14 protein-coding genes are annotated in these 18045 nt (G+C 36.6%); 9 read left to right on the forward strand and 5 right to left on the reverse strand.

The annotated features are described in order from the left end of the window. Positions 1-62: 62 nt before the first annotated feature. On the reverse strand, positions 63-1892 hold the full coding sequence (locus tag ACO052_RS03455) for a cation:proton antiporter (protein ID WP_422106623.1): 1830 nt from the start codon (positions 1890-1892) through the stop codon (positions 63-65). A 113-nt stretch (positions 1893-2005) separates the two neighbouring features. Here ACO052_RS03455 and ACO052_RS03460 point away from each other — a divergent pair, with 113 nt between their 5' ends. Genes ACO052_RS03460 through ACO052_RS03470 form a run of 3 tightly spaced genes read left to right on the forward strand, consistent with a single transcriptional unit; the run spans position 2006 to position 6290 of the window. Next, the gene (locus tag ACO052_RS03460; protein WP_422106624.1) at positions 2006-2866 is read left to right on the forward strand and encodes an MBL fold metallo-hydrolase; all 861 of its coding nucleotides are present in this window, start codon (positions 2006-2008) and stop codon (positions 2864-2866) included. Positions 2867-2884: 18 nt separating this feature from the next. Continuing rightward, entirely contained in the window at positions 2885-4483 is a 1599-nt protein-coding gene (locus ACO052_RS03465) for a S8 family peptidase (RefSeq protein WP_422106625.1), read from the forward strand. A gap of 1 nt (position 4484) precedes the next feature. Next, positions 4485-6290 carry a M1 family metallopeptidase gene (locus ACO052_RS03470; protein WP_422106626.1) on the forward strand — a complete coding sequence of 602 codons (1806 nt, stop codon included), beginning with the start codon at positions 4485-4487 and terminating at the stop codon, positions 6288-6290. 36 nt (positions 6291-6326) lie between these two features. On the opposite strand, the gene ACO052_RS03475 is transcribed toward ACO052_RS03470, so the two are convergent. Then, positions 6327-7517 (reverse strand): succinylglutamate desuccinylase/aspartoacylase family protein, encoded by a 1191-nt coding sequence (locus ACO052_RS03475; RefSeq protein ID WP_422106627.1) that lies wholly within the window; start codon positions 7515-7517, stop codon positions 6327-6329. 3 nt (positions 7518-7520) lie between these two features. Continuing rightward, a complete protein-coding gene (locus ACO052_RS03480; RefSeq protein WP_422106628.1) occupies positions 7521-9365 on the reverse strand; it encodes a CBS domain-containing protein in 1845 nt (614 codons plus the stop codon). Positions 9366-9591: 226 nt separating this feature from the next. On the opposite strand from ACO052_RS03480, the gene ACO052_RS03485 reads away from it, so the two are divergent. The 4 genes from ACO052_RS03485 (at position 9592) to ACO052_RS03500 (ending at position 13333) form a co-directional block, all read left to right on the forward strand. Beyond that, a complete protein-coding gene (locus tag ACO052_RS03485) occupies positions 9592-10401 on the forward strand; it encodes a S24 family peptidase (RefSeq protein ID WP_422106629.1) in 810 nt (269 codons plus the stop codon). Between the two features lie 21 nt (positions 10402-10422). Continuing rightward, the gene (gene rnpA, locus ACO052_RS03490) at positions 10423-10815 is read left to right on the forward strand and encodes a ribonuclease P protein component (protein WP_422106630.1); all 393 of its coding nucleotides are present in this window, start codon (positions 10423-10425) and stop codon (positions 10813-10815) included. Beyond that, on the forward strand, positions 10796-12430 hold the full coding sequence (locus ACO052_RS03495) for a S41 family peptidase (protein WP_422106631.1): 1635 nt from the start codon (positions 10796-10798) through the stop codon (positions 12428-12430). Before rnpA ends, ACO052_RS03495 begins: the two co-directional genes overlap by 20 nt. 63 nt (positions 12431-12493) lie before the next feature. Continuing rightward, positions 12494-13333 carry an OmpA family protein gene (locus ACO052_RS03500; protein ID WP_422106632.1) on the forward strand — a complete coding sequence of 280 codons (840 nt, stop codon included), beginning with the start codon at positions 12494-12496 and terminating at the stop codon, positions 13331-13333. Here ACO052_RS03500 and ACO052_RS03505 read toward each other — a convergent pair. Next, the gene (locus tag ACO052_RS03505; protein ID WP_422106633.1) at positions 13330-13773 is read right to left on the reverse strand and encodes a GNAT family N-acetyltransferase; all 444 of its coding nucleotides are present in this window, start codon (positions 13771-13773) and stop codon (positions 13330-13332) included. The genes ACO052_RS03500 and ACO052_RS03505 overlap by 4 nt on opposite strands. Beyond that, positions 13767-14201: a ribose 5-phosphate isomerase B gene (rpiB, locus tag ACO052_RS03510; protein WP_422106634.1), complete on the reverse strand. Its 435-nt coding sequence runs from the start codon at positions 14199-14201 to the stop codon at positions 13767-13769. Before rpiB ends, ACO052_RS03505 begins: the two co-directional genes overlap by 7 nt. 693 nt (positions 14202-14894) lie before the next feature. On the opposite strand from rpiB, the gene ACO052_RS03515 reads away from it, so the two are divergent. Together ACO052_RS03515 and ACO052_RS03520 are read left to right on the forward strand one after the other, a co-directional pair. After that, positions 14895-16364 carry a T9SS type A sorting domain-containing protein gene (locus ACO052_RS03515; protein ID WP_422106635.1) on the forward strand — a complete coding sequence of 490 codons (1470 nt, stop codon included), beginning with the start codon at positions 14895-14897 and terminating at the stop codon, positions 16362-16364. 13 nt (positions 16365-16377) lie between these two features. Then, positions 16378-17847, forward strand: a complete 1470-nt coding sequence (locus ACO052_RS03520) for a T9SS type A sorting domain-containing protein (RefSeq protein ID WP_422106636.1) — start codon at positions 16378-16380, stop codon at positions 17845-17847. Positions 17848-18045: the final 198 nt, after the last annotated feature.

Below are 18045 nucleotides of genomic sequence, written 5' to 3' on the forward strand. Positions count from 1 at the left end.
TGATGCACGGCAACTAAATCATTAAGCGGCTAAGGCTCAATAATCTAACATTTATTGAGCTTTTACGTTGTTAGCTGTTTCCCCAGATAAACCAATCTACTCTTTGAGTCGATTTCTTTTTCTACATCATCGTCTAAAGATGGAATAATATGTATGACATCTTTACTTGTTTTTAGAAACAACGGAATTTGATCTTTGTCGGACTTTATATGCTCTAAAGTCGTATTGTAAGATTCCAAATCTTTGACCGCGACTTCTCGTATGTCAGGATAGTTTTCCGAAACCTGTATGAGGTTATTAAAATCGTCCGATAAGGTAAAAACACCATCCTCAGGAGAAATAGAGCCATTTTCCAATTCGGCTTTAGACGCTAATCTAAAAGAACCATTTTCACCAAACTGTGCTCCAAATTTTTCAACTGCATAGCGATTAATATCCGCATTTCCGGTTAACGCCAATAAATAACCTATATCGCTAAACTCAATATTATCCTTGATAGTGTCCGAATAGATGTTTTCTGTATGAGCTTCAATACCCATTTTCTCAGCTTCATTGACATTATTTTGATTACTATCTACCAAAACCACATGCCGTCCATTATCAATTAAATATTGGGCGACCAAACGCGATACTTTAGAGGCTCCAATAATTAAAATCCCTTCAGATTTAGTTAAGAACACACCCGAGATTTTCGCAAATATCCGTGCTGTTGTGGCATTCAACAAAACCGTTCCTAAAACAATCATAAATACCAAGGGCGTTATAAATTCTGCACCAGCCACATCTTCGGCCCTAAGCTTGCTTCCAAAAAGCGATGCAATACCGGCGGCCACAATCCCTCGCGGTCCCACCCAACTGATAAACATTTTTTCGTTCATCTTTAGTTTTGAGCCTTGTGCGCTAAAAAATACAGCCAAAGGTCTAATGACCAATACAACTGCTAAAAACAACCATAAGGTTTCCCAACCATAAAGTAGCCTTAAATCCTGATAATTTATATTGGCCGCTAACAGTATAAAGAGTATAGAAATAAGTAGAACACTTAATGACTCTTTAAAATAGAGTAGTTCTTTGATATTATCTAGCTTACTATTACCAATAACCATACCCATGACCACAACAGCCAATAAACCCGACTCGTGGGCAAAAATTTCAGATTCTATAAAAACTAAAAGCACCACAGATAACGAGACCACATTTAATAAATAATGCGGAATAAACTTTTTATTGATAGCAAAAACTAAAGCGTGGGCAAAAGTAAATCCGAAAGCAGTTCCAGAAAGAACAATCTTACCAAATTGAATAAGTGCTGTTTTTGTAAAGCCTACTTCTCCTCCAACAGATATAAACTCAAACACCAAAACCGCTACTAAAGCTCCTATGGGATCAATTAAAATACCTTCCCACTTTAAAACCGCTGATACGTCGCGTTTTAAAGGGATGTTTCTTAAAATTGGTGTTATAACTGTGGGCCCTGTAACGATTATTAATCCGGAAAATAAAAAACATAAGTCCCAAGTGAGACCAAATAGATAGCGGGCTAAAACGGCCGCTCCAAAAAAAGTAACTGCTGCACCAAGCGTTATTAATTTGGTGATTACTGGACCTACATTCCTGATTTCGCTTCGCTTTAAGGTTAATCCGCCTTCAAAAAGAATAATACTAATGGCTAGGGACACAAAGTAAAACAGGCCTTCACCAGGAAATAAACCTTTTTTGCCGTTCCAAATGGGCTCTATCCACTTTGAGCCGTCGTCAGTTATAAATTCGGCAGCGATAGGACCAACAAGCAAACCGATTAGAATTAAAGGCAAAATAGCTGGAATCTTAAATTTCCATGCGACCCATTGCGCCAAAATTCCAAGAATTATAATACCTGCTAATTCAACCATGTTTCAGTTTTTTAAACATTTCGAAAATAGCTTTTTTTTTACAACCCAAAAAATCCTAATAAAATCATAAGGAGGAGGAGGTATTACAAGCTAATTTGGTAAATTGCGCGTCTATGCAATTGCTCCCTATAAACGCAGGAAATTTTAAGCTCGATGGTGGCGCTATGTTTGGTGTAGTTCCTAAGTCTTTATGGCAACGTACCAATCCGGCCGATGCTAATAACATGATTGATATTGCTGCACGCTGTTTGCTTATCGAAGATGGAGATCGCTTGATACTCATCGATACTGGTATGGGCAACAAACAAAGTGATAAGTTCTATGGGTATTACTTTCTTTGGGGTAACGATACCATTGATAAATCACTCGCTAAATATGGCTTCCATAGGGATGATGTTACCGATGTATTTATGACCCATCTACATTTCGATCACTGTGGCGGTAGCATTCAATGGAACAAGGATAGAACAGGTTATGAACCCGCTTTTAAGAATGCCCATTTTTGGAGCAATGCTGACCATTGGGAATGGGCAACAAAACCGAACAGAAGAGAAAAGGCATCATTTTTGAAAGAAAACATTTTACCTATGGAAGATAGTGGCCAACTGAAGTTTGTGTCTCTTCCTGAGCATAGAATTTTAAAAAATTCTGAGTTAGGGTTTGATATTTTTTTTGCCGATGGACATACGGATAAACAAATGATACCAATGATTAATTATAAAGGAAAAACCATTTGCTTTATGGCCGACTTGTTACCTACTGTTGGTCATTTGCCATTACCATTTGTTATGGGGTACGATACAAGACCTTTGTTAACATTGGATGAAAAAGAGGTGTTTTTAAATATGGCCGCAGACCATAATTTTTATCTCTTCTTAGAACACGATGCCCATAATGAGATCATTACGGTAAAACATACCGAAAAGGGCGTTAGGCTCAACGACACTTATACTTGTAACGAAATATTTAGTTAAACATTAAACACTTACCATATGAAATTTAACAATAAACATTTGTTATACTTGTTTTCTACCCTGCTATTACTGGGTTGTGGCACGGCTAACATTATATCTACACCTATTGAAAATATTGACACCTCGCCTTTAAAAGTTACTGATTTAACAGAAGCTGAGAAGAAAAATTGGGGACACTTGGATTTAGAGCGAGATACCGTTCCCGGTATGGCAGTCGATAGAGCCTACGAAGAAATTATTAAGGGGAAGAAAGGTAAGAAGGTCATTGTAGCGGTTATCGATTCTGGGATCGACATTGACCACGAAGACTTGGACGATGTTATCTGGACGAATAAGAAAGAAGTGCCTAATAACGGAAAAGATGATGATAAAAACGGTTATGTAGATGACATTCATGGCTGGAATTTTTTAGGCGATACTCATGACGAACAATTAGAATACGTGCGTATGCTGGCCAATAAGGAAACCTCCAACCCAAGGTATGCCGAAGCCCAAAAATTGCATGAGGAAGAATATAATAAGTATTCAGACAGAAAAACCCAATACGACCAAATAGCACAAGTGATTAACAATGCTCATGAAACCTTAAAGACGACATTGGGCAAAGACGATTACACGATGGCCGAGGTCAATAAGATAGAATCTGATGATCAAAATGTAAAACAAGCGATTCAAATCGCAAATAATGTCGGTGCTAATGACTTATCTATGGCTGAGGCTGTAAAAGAGATTAAGAATATTCAAGAACAGGTTAATGAGCGTCTTAATTATCATCTCAATATCGATTTCTCGGGTAGAAAAACATCGGATGATATCAATGATTTATCTGATACGGGCTATGGAAATGGCAATGTGAAGCACGTAAAAAAGTCTGAAGCCCATGGCACCCATGTCGCGGGTATTATCGCTGCTGAACGCAACAATGGTAAAGGCGCAAACGGAGTTGCCAATAATGTGGAGATTATGGCATTGCGTGTTATACCCAATGGCGATGAATATGACAAGGACGTTGCTTTAGCCATTCGCTATGCAGTTGATAATGGGGCAAAAGTAATTAACGGCAGTTTCGGAAAATCATTTTCACCCCATTCAGCATGGGTTAGGGATGCTATAAAATATGCCTCAGATAATGATGTTGTGTTTGTACATGCCGCAGGAAATGATAGTAACAATGTCGATGTTGAGCCCAACTTCCCAGATGATAATGTGAATTTTGTCGAGATATCAGACACTTATATTAGAGTAGGTTCTTTAACTCAAAAATACGGTTCTAAAATGGTCTCAGGGTTTTCTAATTATGGACAAAAAAATGTCGATATTTTTGCCCCGGGTTCGGCTGTATATTCTACAACTCCAGAAAATGAATACGACTTTAAAAATGGAACGTCTATGGCTGCACCAGGTGTTGCCGGTATCGCTGCTTTAGTGCGTTCACAATATCCTAAGCTTAGTGCAGCTCAAGTAAAACAAGTCATTTTGGATTCTGGTTTACCATTAACCACTAAAGTGGTCGTGGCTGGAGACGCATCTGATGTAAAGCCCTTCGCGGATTTGTCAAAATCTGGTAGAATCGCTAATGCTTTCAATGCACTAATTATGGCCTCAAAAATTAGGTAATATGAAACATATTCTATTAAGTTTATTTAGTCTGGTCTTTGTATTGTCTTGTGCTGCAAAAGAAACCTCTCCTGAGAATAGTGTTCAATCCAACGTTGTTTCAGCTAAAGGATATTGGCAACAACATGCGGATTACACCATGGAAATTAACATGGATGTCAACACGTTTCAATATAAAGGCAAGCAAAAATTAGTCTACACCAATAATTCTCCAGACGTATTAAATAGGGTGTATTACCATTTATATTTTAATGCCTTTCAACCTGGAAGTGAAATGGATGTGCGTTCGCGCACTATCCAAGATCCAGATCCTAGAGTCGGTGATCGCATTAGTAAACTTCTGCCCCATGAAATTGGATATATTAAGGTTAATTCCTTAAAACAAAATGGAAAAGCGGTTGCTCACGAAACTGTAGGTACGGTCTTAGAAGTACAATTGAATCAACCGATTCAGCCTGGTGAAAAGGTGACTTTTAATATGGATTTTGATGCTCAAGTACCTGTTCAAATTCGTCGTTCTGGTAGAAACAATAAAGAAGGTGTGGCACTATCTATGACTCAATGGTATCCTAAATTAGCAGAATATGATGATGAGGGCTGGCATGCCGACCCCTATATAGGGCGCGAATTTTATGGCGTTTGGGGAAATTTTGATATTAAATTGACTATTGACGAAAATTATGTTGTTGGTGGTACCGGTTACCTGCAAGGAGCACCTAAAGTAAGATCAGGAAAAAAGACACTTCACTTTAAAGCACCTAAAGTACATGACTTTACATGGGCTGCAGATCCTGATTTTATTCACGATACCTTAGAAATGCCCAATGGTCCTGATTTACATTTTTATTATAAAAAGACCCTAGAACCTCAATATCTCGAGAATTGGAAAAAATTACAAGCAGATACCGCTAAACTAATGACCTACTTCAGCGAAAACATTGGTCAATATCCCTATGACCAATATTCAGTGATTCAAGGTGGTGACGGAGGTATGGAATACGCTATGTGTACATTGGTTACTGGTCAGCGCAATTATGGAAGTTTGTTGGGGGTTACAGCTCATGAGATGGCTCATACCTGGTTTCAATTTTTATTGGCCACCAATGAAGCTAAACACGAATGGATGGACGAAGGTTTCACGGTATATATATCGAGTTTGGCTGAAAATGAGCTAAGAGAAAACAAGCTAAAAAACCCGCAGTCGCGATCTTACATGAGTTATATTGGTGTTGCTAATTCTGGTTACGAACAACCTTTAACCACCCATGCTGACCGCTATAAATACAATCAAGTTTATGGAGCCGCGGCGTATAGTAAAGGAGCAGTATTTATGACGCAATTAGGTTATGTAATTGGTGAAGACAATTTGAAGAAAACCATAAAAAGATTCTTTAAGGATTTTGCGTTTAAGCATCCCAAACCTATGGATATTATAAGAACCGCCGAACGCATTACCGACCTTGAGCTCGATTGGTACTTAATCGATTTTGCCCAAACGACCAATACTATAGACTATGGTGTGAAATCCGTTGAAGGTGATACGGTTACACTTGAACGTATAGGTTTGATGCCAATGCCTATAGACCTTTCGGTGACTTATACGGACGGCTCAAAGGAAGACTTTTATATTCCGCTACAGATGATGCGTGGCGAAAAACCAACTTCAGCAACTATAATTGATGATTGGGCTTGGGCCATGCCTTCTTATACGTTTAGCGCCAATAAAACTGTAAAGTCTGTTGAAATAGATCCATCTCAGATGATGGCCGATGTCAATCGCGATAATAATACTTTTACAAAAGAATAAAAGCAAAAAGGCCACAGTTTAACTACTGTGGCTTTTTTAATACCACTTCTCATTCTTATACATGGTTTTTCTAGAAACACGCTCTCTGTTATACAGTAGTAAATGGGTTTGGTCGAGTTGTTTGTTTCTATATCCAAATAAGTGAAATATCGACTTAGTTAAAAAGCGTGCTACCGTTAGATTGGCTTTAAGAATCCCTTCTGCTTTATTATACCACGTAATTCCAGGTAAAAAGGTAAGTAATTCGTCTGCTTTTATGTTTCTCAGAAATTCCGAAAGTTTTAGAAAGAACCTCGGTATATGTCTAATAATAAAAAAACCGTCACTTCCTGTTTTTTGATATAAGGGCATAAACAACTTCGCTGTATACTGAGCGTGTATGGGTTGATCGTCGGAATTTGCCAAATGTGTTCCTTTTTTTATATACTGAAAGCTTACAAAACCATTTAACATCTTAAAGTCTTCGTTGGGTTTTATATCATACTTATAAATAACTTCGAAGGTGGTGCTGATGTCTTTGGTAGCCAATTTTAACACGTTTTGATACCATTTCACTTTTTTTTGATCTGGCTGTTTTAGTAGTCCTGCATGCCCAAGAGCCAAGAAAATAAAGGCCTCACAGTTTTTTATGGCTGCGGGGTCTTCATGCTGACCAGATTCAAAACCTAATGACACGTAGCCTAAGGTATTTAGATAACTTAAAAGTGGGCCATCAAGATACTCCTCAATGCCTAAAACCACCGGAATACCAAAACATGTTGAGAATTTTCGATTAATCATAGCATCGTTAATCGTAATAAATGGCAATGTTTTACTCGATGTGGTATGGAGGTCAATGAAATAAATCGGTTGGTCAGTAGAAGCCAATAAGCCATCAATAAACTTGAATAGATCCCTTTGTTCCAGCAATTCATTTTTAGGGTTTTCTTGATGTTTTAAGTCCTCTAAATGTTTTGAGGTCCAAACGCGATTTAAGTCTTGGGCAATAAAACGTTTGTTGGCTTTAAGCGCTTTTATATTGCCATAAACACCTATAATTTCACCTGAAACTTCATCTTCATTCAATACTGATAATACAGAATTTAACGCATTAACACCTGCAAATTCATTGCCGTGTATGCCTGCAAAGAATACAATTGTCGCTCCTGGTGTCTTGCCTCTAATATGATGAAAAACTCGGTTCGGCCTATCTATAGATGTTATGTGATGACTTAGATGTACTTGCATAGCTTATAGATCACTTGAGGTTAAAATACCCAGTAATTCTTTGTTTCTGACCACAGGAAGGCAATTTATTCCATTTGAATCCATTAAGCGCTTAGCCTCCTCTAATGGGGCTTCTTGAGAAATTGTAATCAAATCCTTTGTCATGACATCCTTAACACGTAAATGTAATTCTCTGTCGCCAAGCTTAATCAAATCCGTCCAGGTTAATAGGCCGGTTAGTTCTTTTTTCTTATTTATTACAGGTAAATGATGAATGTTTTTCCATTTCATGATATGGCTTACCAATTCTAAGCTGTCATTTTGATCCACCAAGAGTATCTTGGTATTCATATTATGTTTTACGATTCGACTAACATCTATCCTTAAATTATCATTAGGATCGAAGAGCTCCCATTGATCTACAGTTTTGTCGCCAAATTGATGCTTATACATATAAGCGGTTATGTTCTGTAGCGATTCGAAATTGGTCTTGTTTTTTTGAAGATTTCTGTAATTATCCACCATCCACTGTGACCCATTTTTTGATTTGGCACGTCGCTCAATAATTGAAAGGTATTTAACAATATCCTCAGCATTAATATTTGCTTTTTCCAAACCTTTCTTTGCAATTGGAATACATTCATTTAAGATGATGTTTCTTGCCGATACCAATTCACCCTTCCATTTAAACTGAGTTTCCATCCCATTCCGCGCTGCTTTAAAGAAGTTGTTTTTAATATCTTTAAAGTCCATTTTCTTGTGAATCTCCTTGTAATGCTCTGGTTGGCCTAACATTAAACCAACCCAAAATACCATATTAGCAATTTCATCTGTTAAGGTTGGCCCTGATGGTATATAACGGCACTCTATTCGTAAGTGTGGTTTTCCCCCACCAACACCATAACATACGCGATTCCACTTATAAACTGTACCATTATGTAACTGTAGTGCTCTGAGCTTTGGAATTTCACCACGCTCCAGTTTTTCTAGGCTATCATCGTGCTCATCTGAAGACAACAAGCTTCTAAATCTAGAAATATGATCCCTAAAAATATCGGTAACCGTCCCCTTTTCCCAATCTGCACCAAAACTTACACGCGATTGCTTTTCTTTATGAATAAATGAATTTGCTCTCGTATCAATGCTCTGAGTGAATAACGCAATCCTAGTTTCCGCCCATAGTTCTCTTCCGAACAAAACTGGGGAATTGGCACAGCTGCTTAACACCGGACCTGCAATAGCCTGTGCCCAGTTATACTTTTCTACAAACTCATCTGGGTGAATCTGTAAATGGGTTTGAAAGCTGGTATTGCAGGCTTCTAACATCACATTGTCGTGTATTAGATTTAGCTCATCAACCCCTTTAATATGAATACTGAAGCACTCACGTCTTGATGCCTTTAGAGCATTATTAAGGACGTGATACCTAGGCATATCCGTCATATAGTTTTCGGCAATATGCTTTAATCTCAGCGTCGGCAAAATTCCTGTCAATACCACTTTAGAATTGTGGATTTTAGCCCCGTGCACTGCTTTTTCCAGTAGTGCCATAAGTTGTTGTTGCAGCACCGAAAAGCAATCGCCTTTTAATAGTAATGGATCAGAATTAATCTCTAGGTTATACCTCCCAATCTCAGTTGTAAAATGGTCGTCATTAATCGCTTCTAGAACATCTAGATTATTATTGTTGGGAAAGTACTGGTCTGTTGTTACACAAAATTCCTGCTCAGCACCAATTCTTATGGGTTCTTTCTCAATTAAATCCTTATTAAGCATCATATCTAAAGCTTCAAGATCCTTTATGAGATAATGAATATACGATGCCTTGTCTTTTGGGCTTTTAAGTTGTTTTACATCTAAATGTCCCATAATTAAAGCCAAGTATTGGTTATTCTATGTAAGGTACTCTAAATTACAAGCTTAAAACATGATTTTTATCACCTAAACCCTATAAGGTCACTATCGACGCAGTGTGTCGTGGTTTTTCTAGTAAAAAAGAAAACACTAGAAATCTTTCATCTAAAATATCACAAATGTGTAATTTTACAAAACTGACTTAACCGAGCACTAGTCTTCGTTTAAAATGTTTTATTATATGGAGGGTATCGACGAAAAAATTACCGCTATTATCAATCAATTTCATCTTAACAATTTTTCGTTTTCTAAGCGCATTGGAGTAACTGGCACAACTGTGGATAGTATCGTCAATGGTCGCCCTCAAAAAGATGGTACACGCAAAAAAACAAAACCCGGTTACGATGTTTTGACTGCTATTATAGATACCTTTGATATTAATCCCGATTTTTTGTTTGGGAAAAGTTCTACTATGTTAAAATCTGATGTTTCAAACAATCAAACATATTCTGGAATGCCTCAGGTCATTGCAGTCAATGAAATTGGTGAAGAAAATGTCGTTTATGTTCCTGTGCAAGCCAGAGCGGGATATTTAGATGGCTATGGCGACCCTGAATATATAGAATCGCTTCCGTCATTTCATATGCCACATCTCACCAATGGTACCTATCGTTGTTTTGAAGTCGAAGGGAATTCAATGGCTCGAACATTTTTTGATGGCGACCTCGTGTTTGGTAAATATGTTGAAGATCTAAGAGATGTAAATGATGGACGTGTTTATGTTATTGTGAGTAAAACTGAAGGAGTTGTATTAAAACGTGTTATCAACAGCATAGAAGAGCGCCAGAAACTCATTTTAAAAAGTGATAACAAGGACGGTAACTATCCTACGTATACCATAAATGCCCAAGATATTGAGGAGCTGTGGTCCGTTACTATGTATGCTTCTAAACAAATGCCAGAACCTATGGATATTTATGATCGTCTCAACGAACTAGAGCATAAAATTGTAGATTTAGAAGGTGAACTACAACGTAGAACATTAAATTAACCAAGACATATCCAATAGCTGATGTCATTTAAATACAGCAAAAAAGACAAGCTAAAAAGTAAAAAACACATTGAGCAATTGTTTAATGACGGTAAAGCGGTGACGGTCTACCCTTTAAGACTTATCTATCTCGAAGCTGAATTCAATGATGGATCTATTATAAAAACTGGGGTTTCGGTAAGTAAGCGCCTTCATAAAACAGCGGTTTCCAGAAATAGAATCAAACGATTGCTAAGAGAAGCATACAGGCTTAATAAGCCTATATACTTTAACAATAGTTCAACATCTTATGCGTTTATGATTTTATACCTTAGCAAAGATGGAACAACTTTTGAGGAACTTAACAACAAGATGAAATTGTTGTTTAAGAAATTCTTGGATAAAAAGTCAAAAAATGAAAAAACTTCTCCGTAAAAAATTAATAATACCAGCTTTAGCTGTCGTTATCTTTTTTGGTACAACCGCTTTTAAAAATGATTTTTTTGAGATTGCTAAACAGATCGAAATTTTTACCACATTGTTTAAAGAACTCAACATGAATTATGTTGATGATACTAATCCTGGTGATTTAATGGATACTGCCATTAAAAGCATGCTAAACGATCTGGATCCCTATACCCAATTTTATAACGAACAGGATGTCGAGGCCTCTCGAATAAACAATGCTGGAGACTATACGGGCATAGGTGCTAAAGTATTAACCTTAAAGGATAAGTTGGTTATTGTAGAGCCTTATAAAAACTATGCAGCGGATAAAGCCGGTTTAAAAGCCGGAGACGAAATCATAAAAGTGGATAATGTCATCGTAGCCGATTTTAAAGATGATGCAGCCAATCTTCTACAAGGCGCAGCTGGCACTGAGGTGAACATTACCTATAAACGTCAAGGTAAAACCAATTCAGTAAAAATCATAAGGGAATCCTTAGAGATTAAAGCAGTGCCGCATTATTCTATGGTAGATGAAAAAACAGGTTATATCGTTCTTAGAAAGTTCAACGAAAAAGCCTCTGCGGAAACGCTCGGGGCCTTGAGGGCTTTAAAAAATAAAGGGGCTACACAACTTATTCTCGATTTAAGAGGAAATCCAGGCGGTTTGTTGAATGAAGCCGTAAATGTGACTAATCTTTTTGTACCGAAAAATCAGTTGGTGGTAACCACAAAATCCAAAGTCAAAAAATACAACAAGACTTATTACACGAAACGTGACGCTATTGATACGGAAATACCACTGGTCGTATTAATTGATGGACGCAGCGCTTCGGCTAGTGAAATCGTTTCAGGAGCCTTACAGGATGTGGACAGAGCTGTCGTTGTAGGTGCACGTAGTTTCGGAAAAGGTTTGGTACAACGACCAAAACCTTTAACCTATGGTACACAAATGAAGATTACTATTTCTCGATATTACACACCTTCTGGTCGTTGTATACAGGCCTTGGATTATTGGAATCGTGACGAAAACGGAAAAGCCACCCGTGTTAAAAAAGAAAACTATAATGCATTTAAAACAAGAAACGGACGTACTGTTTTTGATGGAGGAGGCGTGCAGCCAGATATAGAAGTCGAATCCTCTAAGCAAACCCCAATTACTAAAGCCATTTTAAATGAAAACCTGGTATTTAACTTTGCTACAGACTATTACTATAGTAATAATGTCCAAGATTTAAAAGGGTTTCAACTATCAGAAACAGATTTTAAAGCATTTAAGAATTATTTAAAAACAACAGGATTTAATTTTGAAACTAAGACTGAAACCGCCTTTAACGATGCCATGGCTGTCGCAGAAGAAGAGGAGCTAGAAAGTATCGTAAATTCAGAGTATCATAACTTATCAGCGGCCATTCAAGCTTATAAATCCAATGCCATTGATGGTAATAAAGTACAGTTAAAGTCGTTATTAACAGACGAGATTATAAAGCGTTATTTTTATAGTGAAGGTTTATACACCTATTATACAGCAAATAATCCTGAGATTAAAAAAGCCCTTAGCGTCCTTAATAATCCTAGACAATACGCAAGTATTTTGAGATAAAACATAAATTTATCTATATTTATAACTATAGAATTTTTCCAGTTATAAGAAAATTCAACACTAATGAAGTCCCTACTCATTGTCATATACCTAGGTTTTCAGCTTGCTTTTGCTCAAAAAGAAATTAAGCATCAGGTATACTTTTTGACTGATGAATACGAAATTCCTGAAACAGAAGAGAGTCGACTGCTTTTATTTTTGTCTGAAATAGAAAATATGGATATTGAAAAAATCTCTATTTATGGCTTCTGTGATGACCGAGGAAGTGACTCCTACAATTTAGTTTTGTCTCAACAGCGTGCTGATGCCATTAAGGAAGTTTTTTCGAACAACGAATTTGACGAATCTGTGATTACCAATGTTGATGGTAAAGGTGAAATTCTTCTCAATGTTATCAATGACAATGACCTCTATAGAATCAGAGGTTTAAATCGTAAAGTAGAGATTATAGTGCAGCCCTATGATCCTCCTAGGGCAAAAATAGAGCCGCCCGCAAAGGAAAGCACCGAAGAATTATTGAAAGGGGAACTAAAAGAAGGTGATAAAATTCAACTGGAAAATATCCTATTCCGAACCGGCTATAGTTACCTCACCAAAGAATCTAAAACGGTTTTGGATGACATCGCAAAAATACTTGTAAAACGCACCGATATATACTTTACGATTGAAGGACACGTTTGTTGCACCCATGGTACAAGAGATGCGATAGATCGAAAAACTAAAAAACGTAATTTATCCTTAGCTAGAGCTAAAACGGTTTACGATTATTTAGCCGACAAAGGTGTGAAACGTTACCGTATGAAATTTGTTGGCCAAAAAAGAAAATTTCCGTTGGGTGGTGAACCTGAATTGGATAGACGTGTTGAAATCCTAGTGACCCGAATTATCCAACCTAAAAATTAGGATTTAATCATATTAACATGTGGAATACCATCTTCTAAGTATTCCTCTCCTTCAGCTTTAAATCCAATATTACCATAGAATTTTTTCAAATAGGTTTGTGCTGAAATTCGAATAGTATCTGTATTGTAGTATTGCTTTATAGCTTTGATTGAGGCATTCATAATATCATAACCGTACTTATGCTGACGTTCACTTTCCCTTACAACGACTCTACCAATACTCGTTTCATCAAAATAATCACCAGGTTTAAACACACGCGTGTAGGCCACTAGTTTATCAACCTTATATCCAAGAACATGTAAAGCCTTTTGGTCTTTACCATCTATATCTTGATAGACACAATCTTGTTCCACAACAAAAACCTCGCTGCGAAGTTGTAGGAGATCGTAGAGTTCTCTTTTAGTTAATTGCCGAAAATCTTTTACAGTTATTTCTAACAAGACAAAGGAATTTTATCGACGCGCCTTTGATGACGACCACCTTCAAAATCGGTAGTTAAGAAGACATCCACCATTTTTATAGCTTGTGGAATAGACGTAAAACGTGCTGGAATACAAATAATATTAGCATTATTATGTTGTCTTGTCAATTCCGTAATCTCACTGGTCCAGCATACCCCAGCTCTTACATTCGGATATTTATTGGCCGTCATGGCCACACCATTGGCACTACCGCAAATTAGAATACCACAATCGACTTTAGTATCATTAACATCGCTCGCCACAGGATGCACAAAATCTGGGTAATCCACACTATCTAAAGTATCGGTACCATAATTGGTAATAGTATACCCTTTAGCTTCTAAATGTTTTACAATAGCTGCTTTATATTCAGGACCTGCGTGATCGTTACCGATAGATATAGTCATGTTGAAACGTGTTTAATTAATAATGCAAAATTACGAATAATTAAATCTGGTTAATAGTATTATGGACGACATGTTAATAAGTGTTTGCAAGTATTGAAAATTTTAATTTGGTTTATTCAGATTATTTTGCAAACCAGAATTAAAATTGGATTTCAAAATTTATTAATCACTTTTTTCAAGGAACTTATTCATAGCTCTTATAGACAAAATTAACAGGGATTGCTTATAAAATTATGAGTCAATTCTATTAACATCAGTTATCAACAGTTGTTTACAATAATTTTACTTTTCTTATTTATCAAGCAGTTAGATGTAAACTTAATGTTAACTAAACCGTAATAAACTGTAAAATTCAAGTTTTCAAAACAATTTTCTAAAAAGTTATGCCAATTATTAACAGCCTATAATAAACATCATTTAGTTTTTAAAATTTAAAAAGAAAAATGATAATAATTTATAAGGTTGTGGATAACTAAATTATGATGACATTTTATAATTATGATGGCTGGGATATCAAAGACTGAAGTAAACTCTAAGTTCATTATTGAATAAGTTTTGAATATGCATAAATAATGGTTATGTAAACTATAAAAAGAATTAATTATTATTTAATCTATTCTTGTAGGAAAATACGGTATTTAAGTGTAGCTTGCATTCTATGTTAATAGAATAAACGTTAAAGTGTAAGTTGATATGAAAAAATTTCTACTCATAAGTTTTCTTATCCCTTTTTTAAGTTTTGGCCAGGTGCAGATAGGCCAAGATATTGATGCTGAAACTGCAGATAATGAATTTGGTTTTTCTGTAAGTTTATCATCTGACGGCAATATAGTTGCCATTGGAGCTACTTATAATTCAGGTAGTGCAAGTGCTTCAGGTCATGTTCGGGTCTTTGAGAATATTTCTGGTGTTTGGACTCAGATAGGTCAAGATATCGATGGAGAAGCAGAGAATGATCTATCGGGATGGTCAGTCAAGTTATCTGCGGATGGTAATATTGTAGCAATAGGTTCAAGCCTAAACGATGGAAATGGAGATAGCTCTGGTCATGTAAGAGTTTACGAAAACTTGTCGGGAGTGTGGACCCAAATAGGTCAGGATATCGATGGTGAAGCGGAAGGTGATCAATCAGGTTGGTCACTATCATTGTCATCAGATGGTTCAATTCTTGCTGTAGGAGCCACTAGAAACGATGGAAATGGGGAGCGTTCTGGTCATGTAAGAGTTTACGAAAACCTATCTGGTGTTTGGACCCAAATAGGTCAAGATATTGATGGTGAGGCTGCTTTTGACTGGCTAGGTTATTCAGTTAGCTTATCAAGTAACGGTTCTGTTCTAGCTACGGGTGCTATTTTTAATAGTGGAAATGGCGATAGCTCAGGTCATGTAAGAGTTTATGAAAACCTATCTGGTGTTTGGACTCAAATAGGTCAGGATATCGATGGTGAAGCTGAGGGTGATTTTTTTGGCCGCTCATTGAGTTTATCATCTAATGGTAATATTGTTGCGATTGGTGGACCACAAAATGATGGAAATGGCGATAACTCTGGTCATGTAAGAGTTTATGAAAACGTATCTGGTGTTTGGACTCAAATAGGTCAAGATATCGATGGTGAAGGTGAGATTGATTTATCAGGTTACTCTGTTAGCTTATCATCAGATGGTAATATTGTAGCAATAGCAGCACCATTTAATAATGGAAATGGAATGGATTCAGGCCATGTTCGTATTTATGAAAATCAATCTGGTGTTTGGACCCAAATAGGACAAGATATTGACGGTGAGGCAGCTGGAGATTTATCAGGAAGTGCTGTGAGTTTATCTTCTGATGGCAGTATAGTGGCTATAGGTGCAAATGTAAATCAAGGAAGTGGTCTATTTGCTGGTCATGTAAGGGTATTCAATCTTTCAAATGTCCTGACAACAGCAGATAGAGCGAATTTAGAATTTGATGTTTATCCCAACCCAACTAAAGATCAATTCACTATTCAACTTGATAATCCTTCAGATTTACAAAGTATCAATATTTATAACCCCCTTGGTCAGTTGGTGTTAAGCGCAAAAGAAGTGACAGTTGATATTTCTAAATTCACATCAGGGCTTTATACAGTTGAAGTGTTAACCACTAATGGTAAAGACTCTAAGAAATTAATCATTCAGTAACTACAATACAATCGTGAAAAAACTTTACATATTAATTGTGTTGATTCCATCTATAAGCTTTGGCCAAGTTCAAATAGGCCAGGATATTGATGGCGAGGCTGCGTCAAACACATCTGGTAATTCAATTAAATTATCTTCAGATGGTAGCACAATTGCTATTGGAGCAATGTCTAATTTTGAAAATGGTAATAATTCAGGTCATATAAGAATATATGAGGATTTGTCTGGTATATGGACTCAGATAGGTCAAGATATTGATGGTGATTTTTCAGGTGATTTTTTTGGGCGCTCAATAGGCTTATCTTCAGATGGGAATATAGTAGCTGCAGGTGCTACTCAGAATGATTTTAACTCAACTGGAGTCGGTTATGTAAGGATATATCAAAACCTATCCGGTGTATGGACACAAATAGGTCAGGACATTCAAGGTACTAACACAGTTGACCTTTTTGGTTCGTCAGTAAGCTTATCATCAGACGGTTCTATCATAGCGGTAAGTGCTCCACATGATTCTACAAACGGATTCAGAGCTGGTCAAGTAAAAGTATATGAGAATCAAGCAAGTAATTGGGTACAAATAGGACAAGATATTAACGGTGAAGTAGCTGGTGATAATGCAGGTTGGTCCTTAAGTTTGTCTTCGGATGGTTCAATTTTAGCCGTTAGTTCTATATTTAACGCTAATAACGGTAGCAATTCGGGTCATGTACGTGTCTTCGAAAATCAAAGTGGAAACTGGATTCAAATTGGAAACAGTATTAATGGCGAAGCTGCTAACGATATATCAGGAAATTCAGTTGCTCTTTCTTCTGATGGCTCATTTTTAGCTATTGGATCTCCTGGAAATGACGGAAATGGAGATGATTCAGGTCATGTACGTATTTATGAAAATCAAAGTGGAAGTTGGATACAAGTTGGAAATAACATAAATGGTGAAGCAGAATTTGATCAATCGGGTTTTTCAGTAAGTTTATCTTCAGATGGCTCTATTGTTGCTATAGGCTCTCCATTCAATAACGGTAATGGTAATAGTTCAGGTCATGTTCGTATTTATGAAAACCAATTTGGTGTATGGACTCAAATAGGCAGCGATATAGATGGTGAAGCCTCAGGTGATAATTCAGGAAGCTCAGTTAGCTTATCCTCTAATGGCTCTATTATTGCTATTTCAGGTCCTAACAATGACGGCAATGGTGGGGGATCAGGTCACGTACGAGTTTATGATTTAAGTACATTGTTATCAATACAAGGTCAAAATATTTATGACTTTGGTATATACCCCAACCCAGCTAAAAACCAATTCACCATTCAATTAGAAAATTCATCAGACTTACAAAAGATCAATATTTACAACAACCTAGGTCAGTTGGTCTTATCATCAAAAGAAACAACGGTTTATACATCACAACTAACTTCAGGGCTCTATATAGTTAAGTTAGAAACAGCAAATGGAAAAGGCTCTAAAAAATTAATTATAGAATAGATTCACTAAAAAATGTCTGACTAAAGCAATGTAATTTTACATTGCTTTTTTTATTATTTAACGCTAACTAAACATTATTAAATTTTAATAGTGTAGTTTTGTGCAAAACTTAATGGCTCTTCTTCACTCAAATTAAGTTAAATATAGACGTCATTACAAACAGACGTGGCAATCACAATCTCTCTAAGAAAGATATTT

The sequence above is a fragment of the Winogradskyella sp. genome (assembly GCF_965228925.1).
GTDB lineage: Bacteria > Bacteroidota > Bacteroidia > Flavobacteriales > Flavobacteriaceae > Winogradskyella.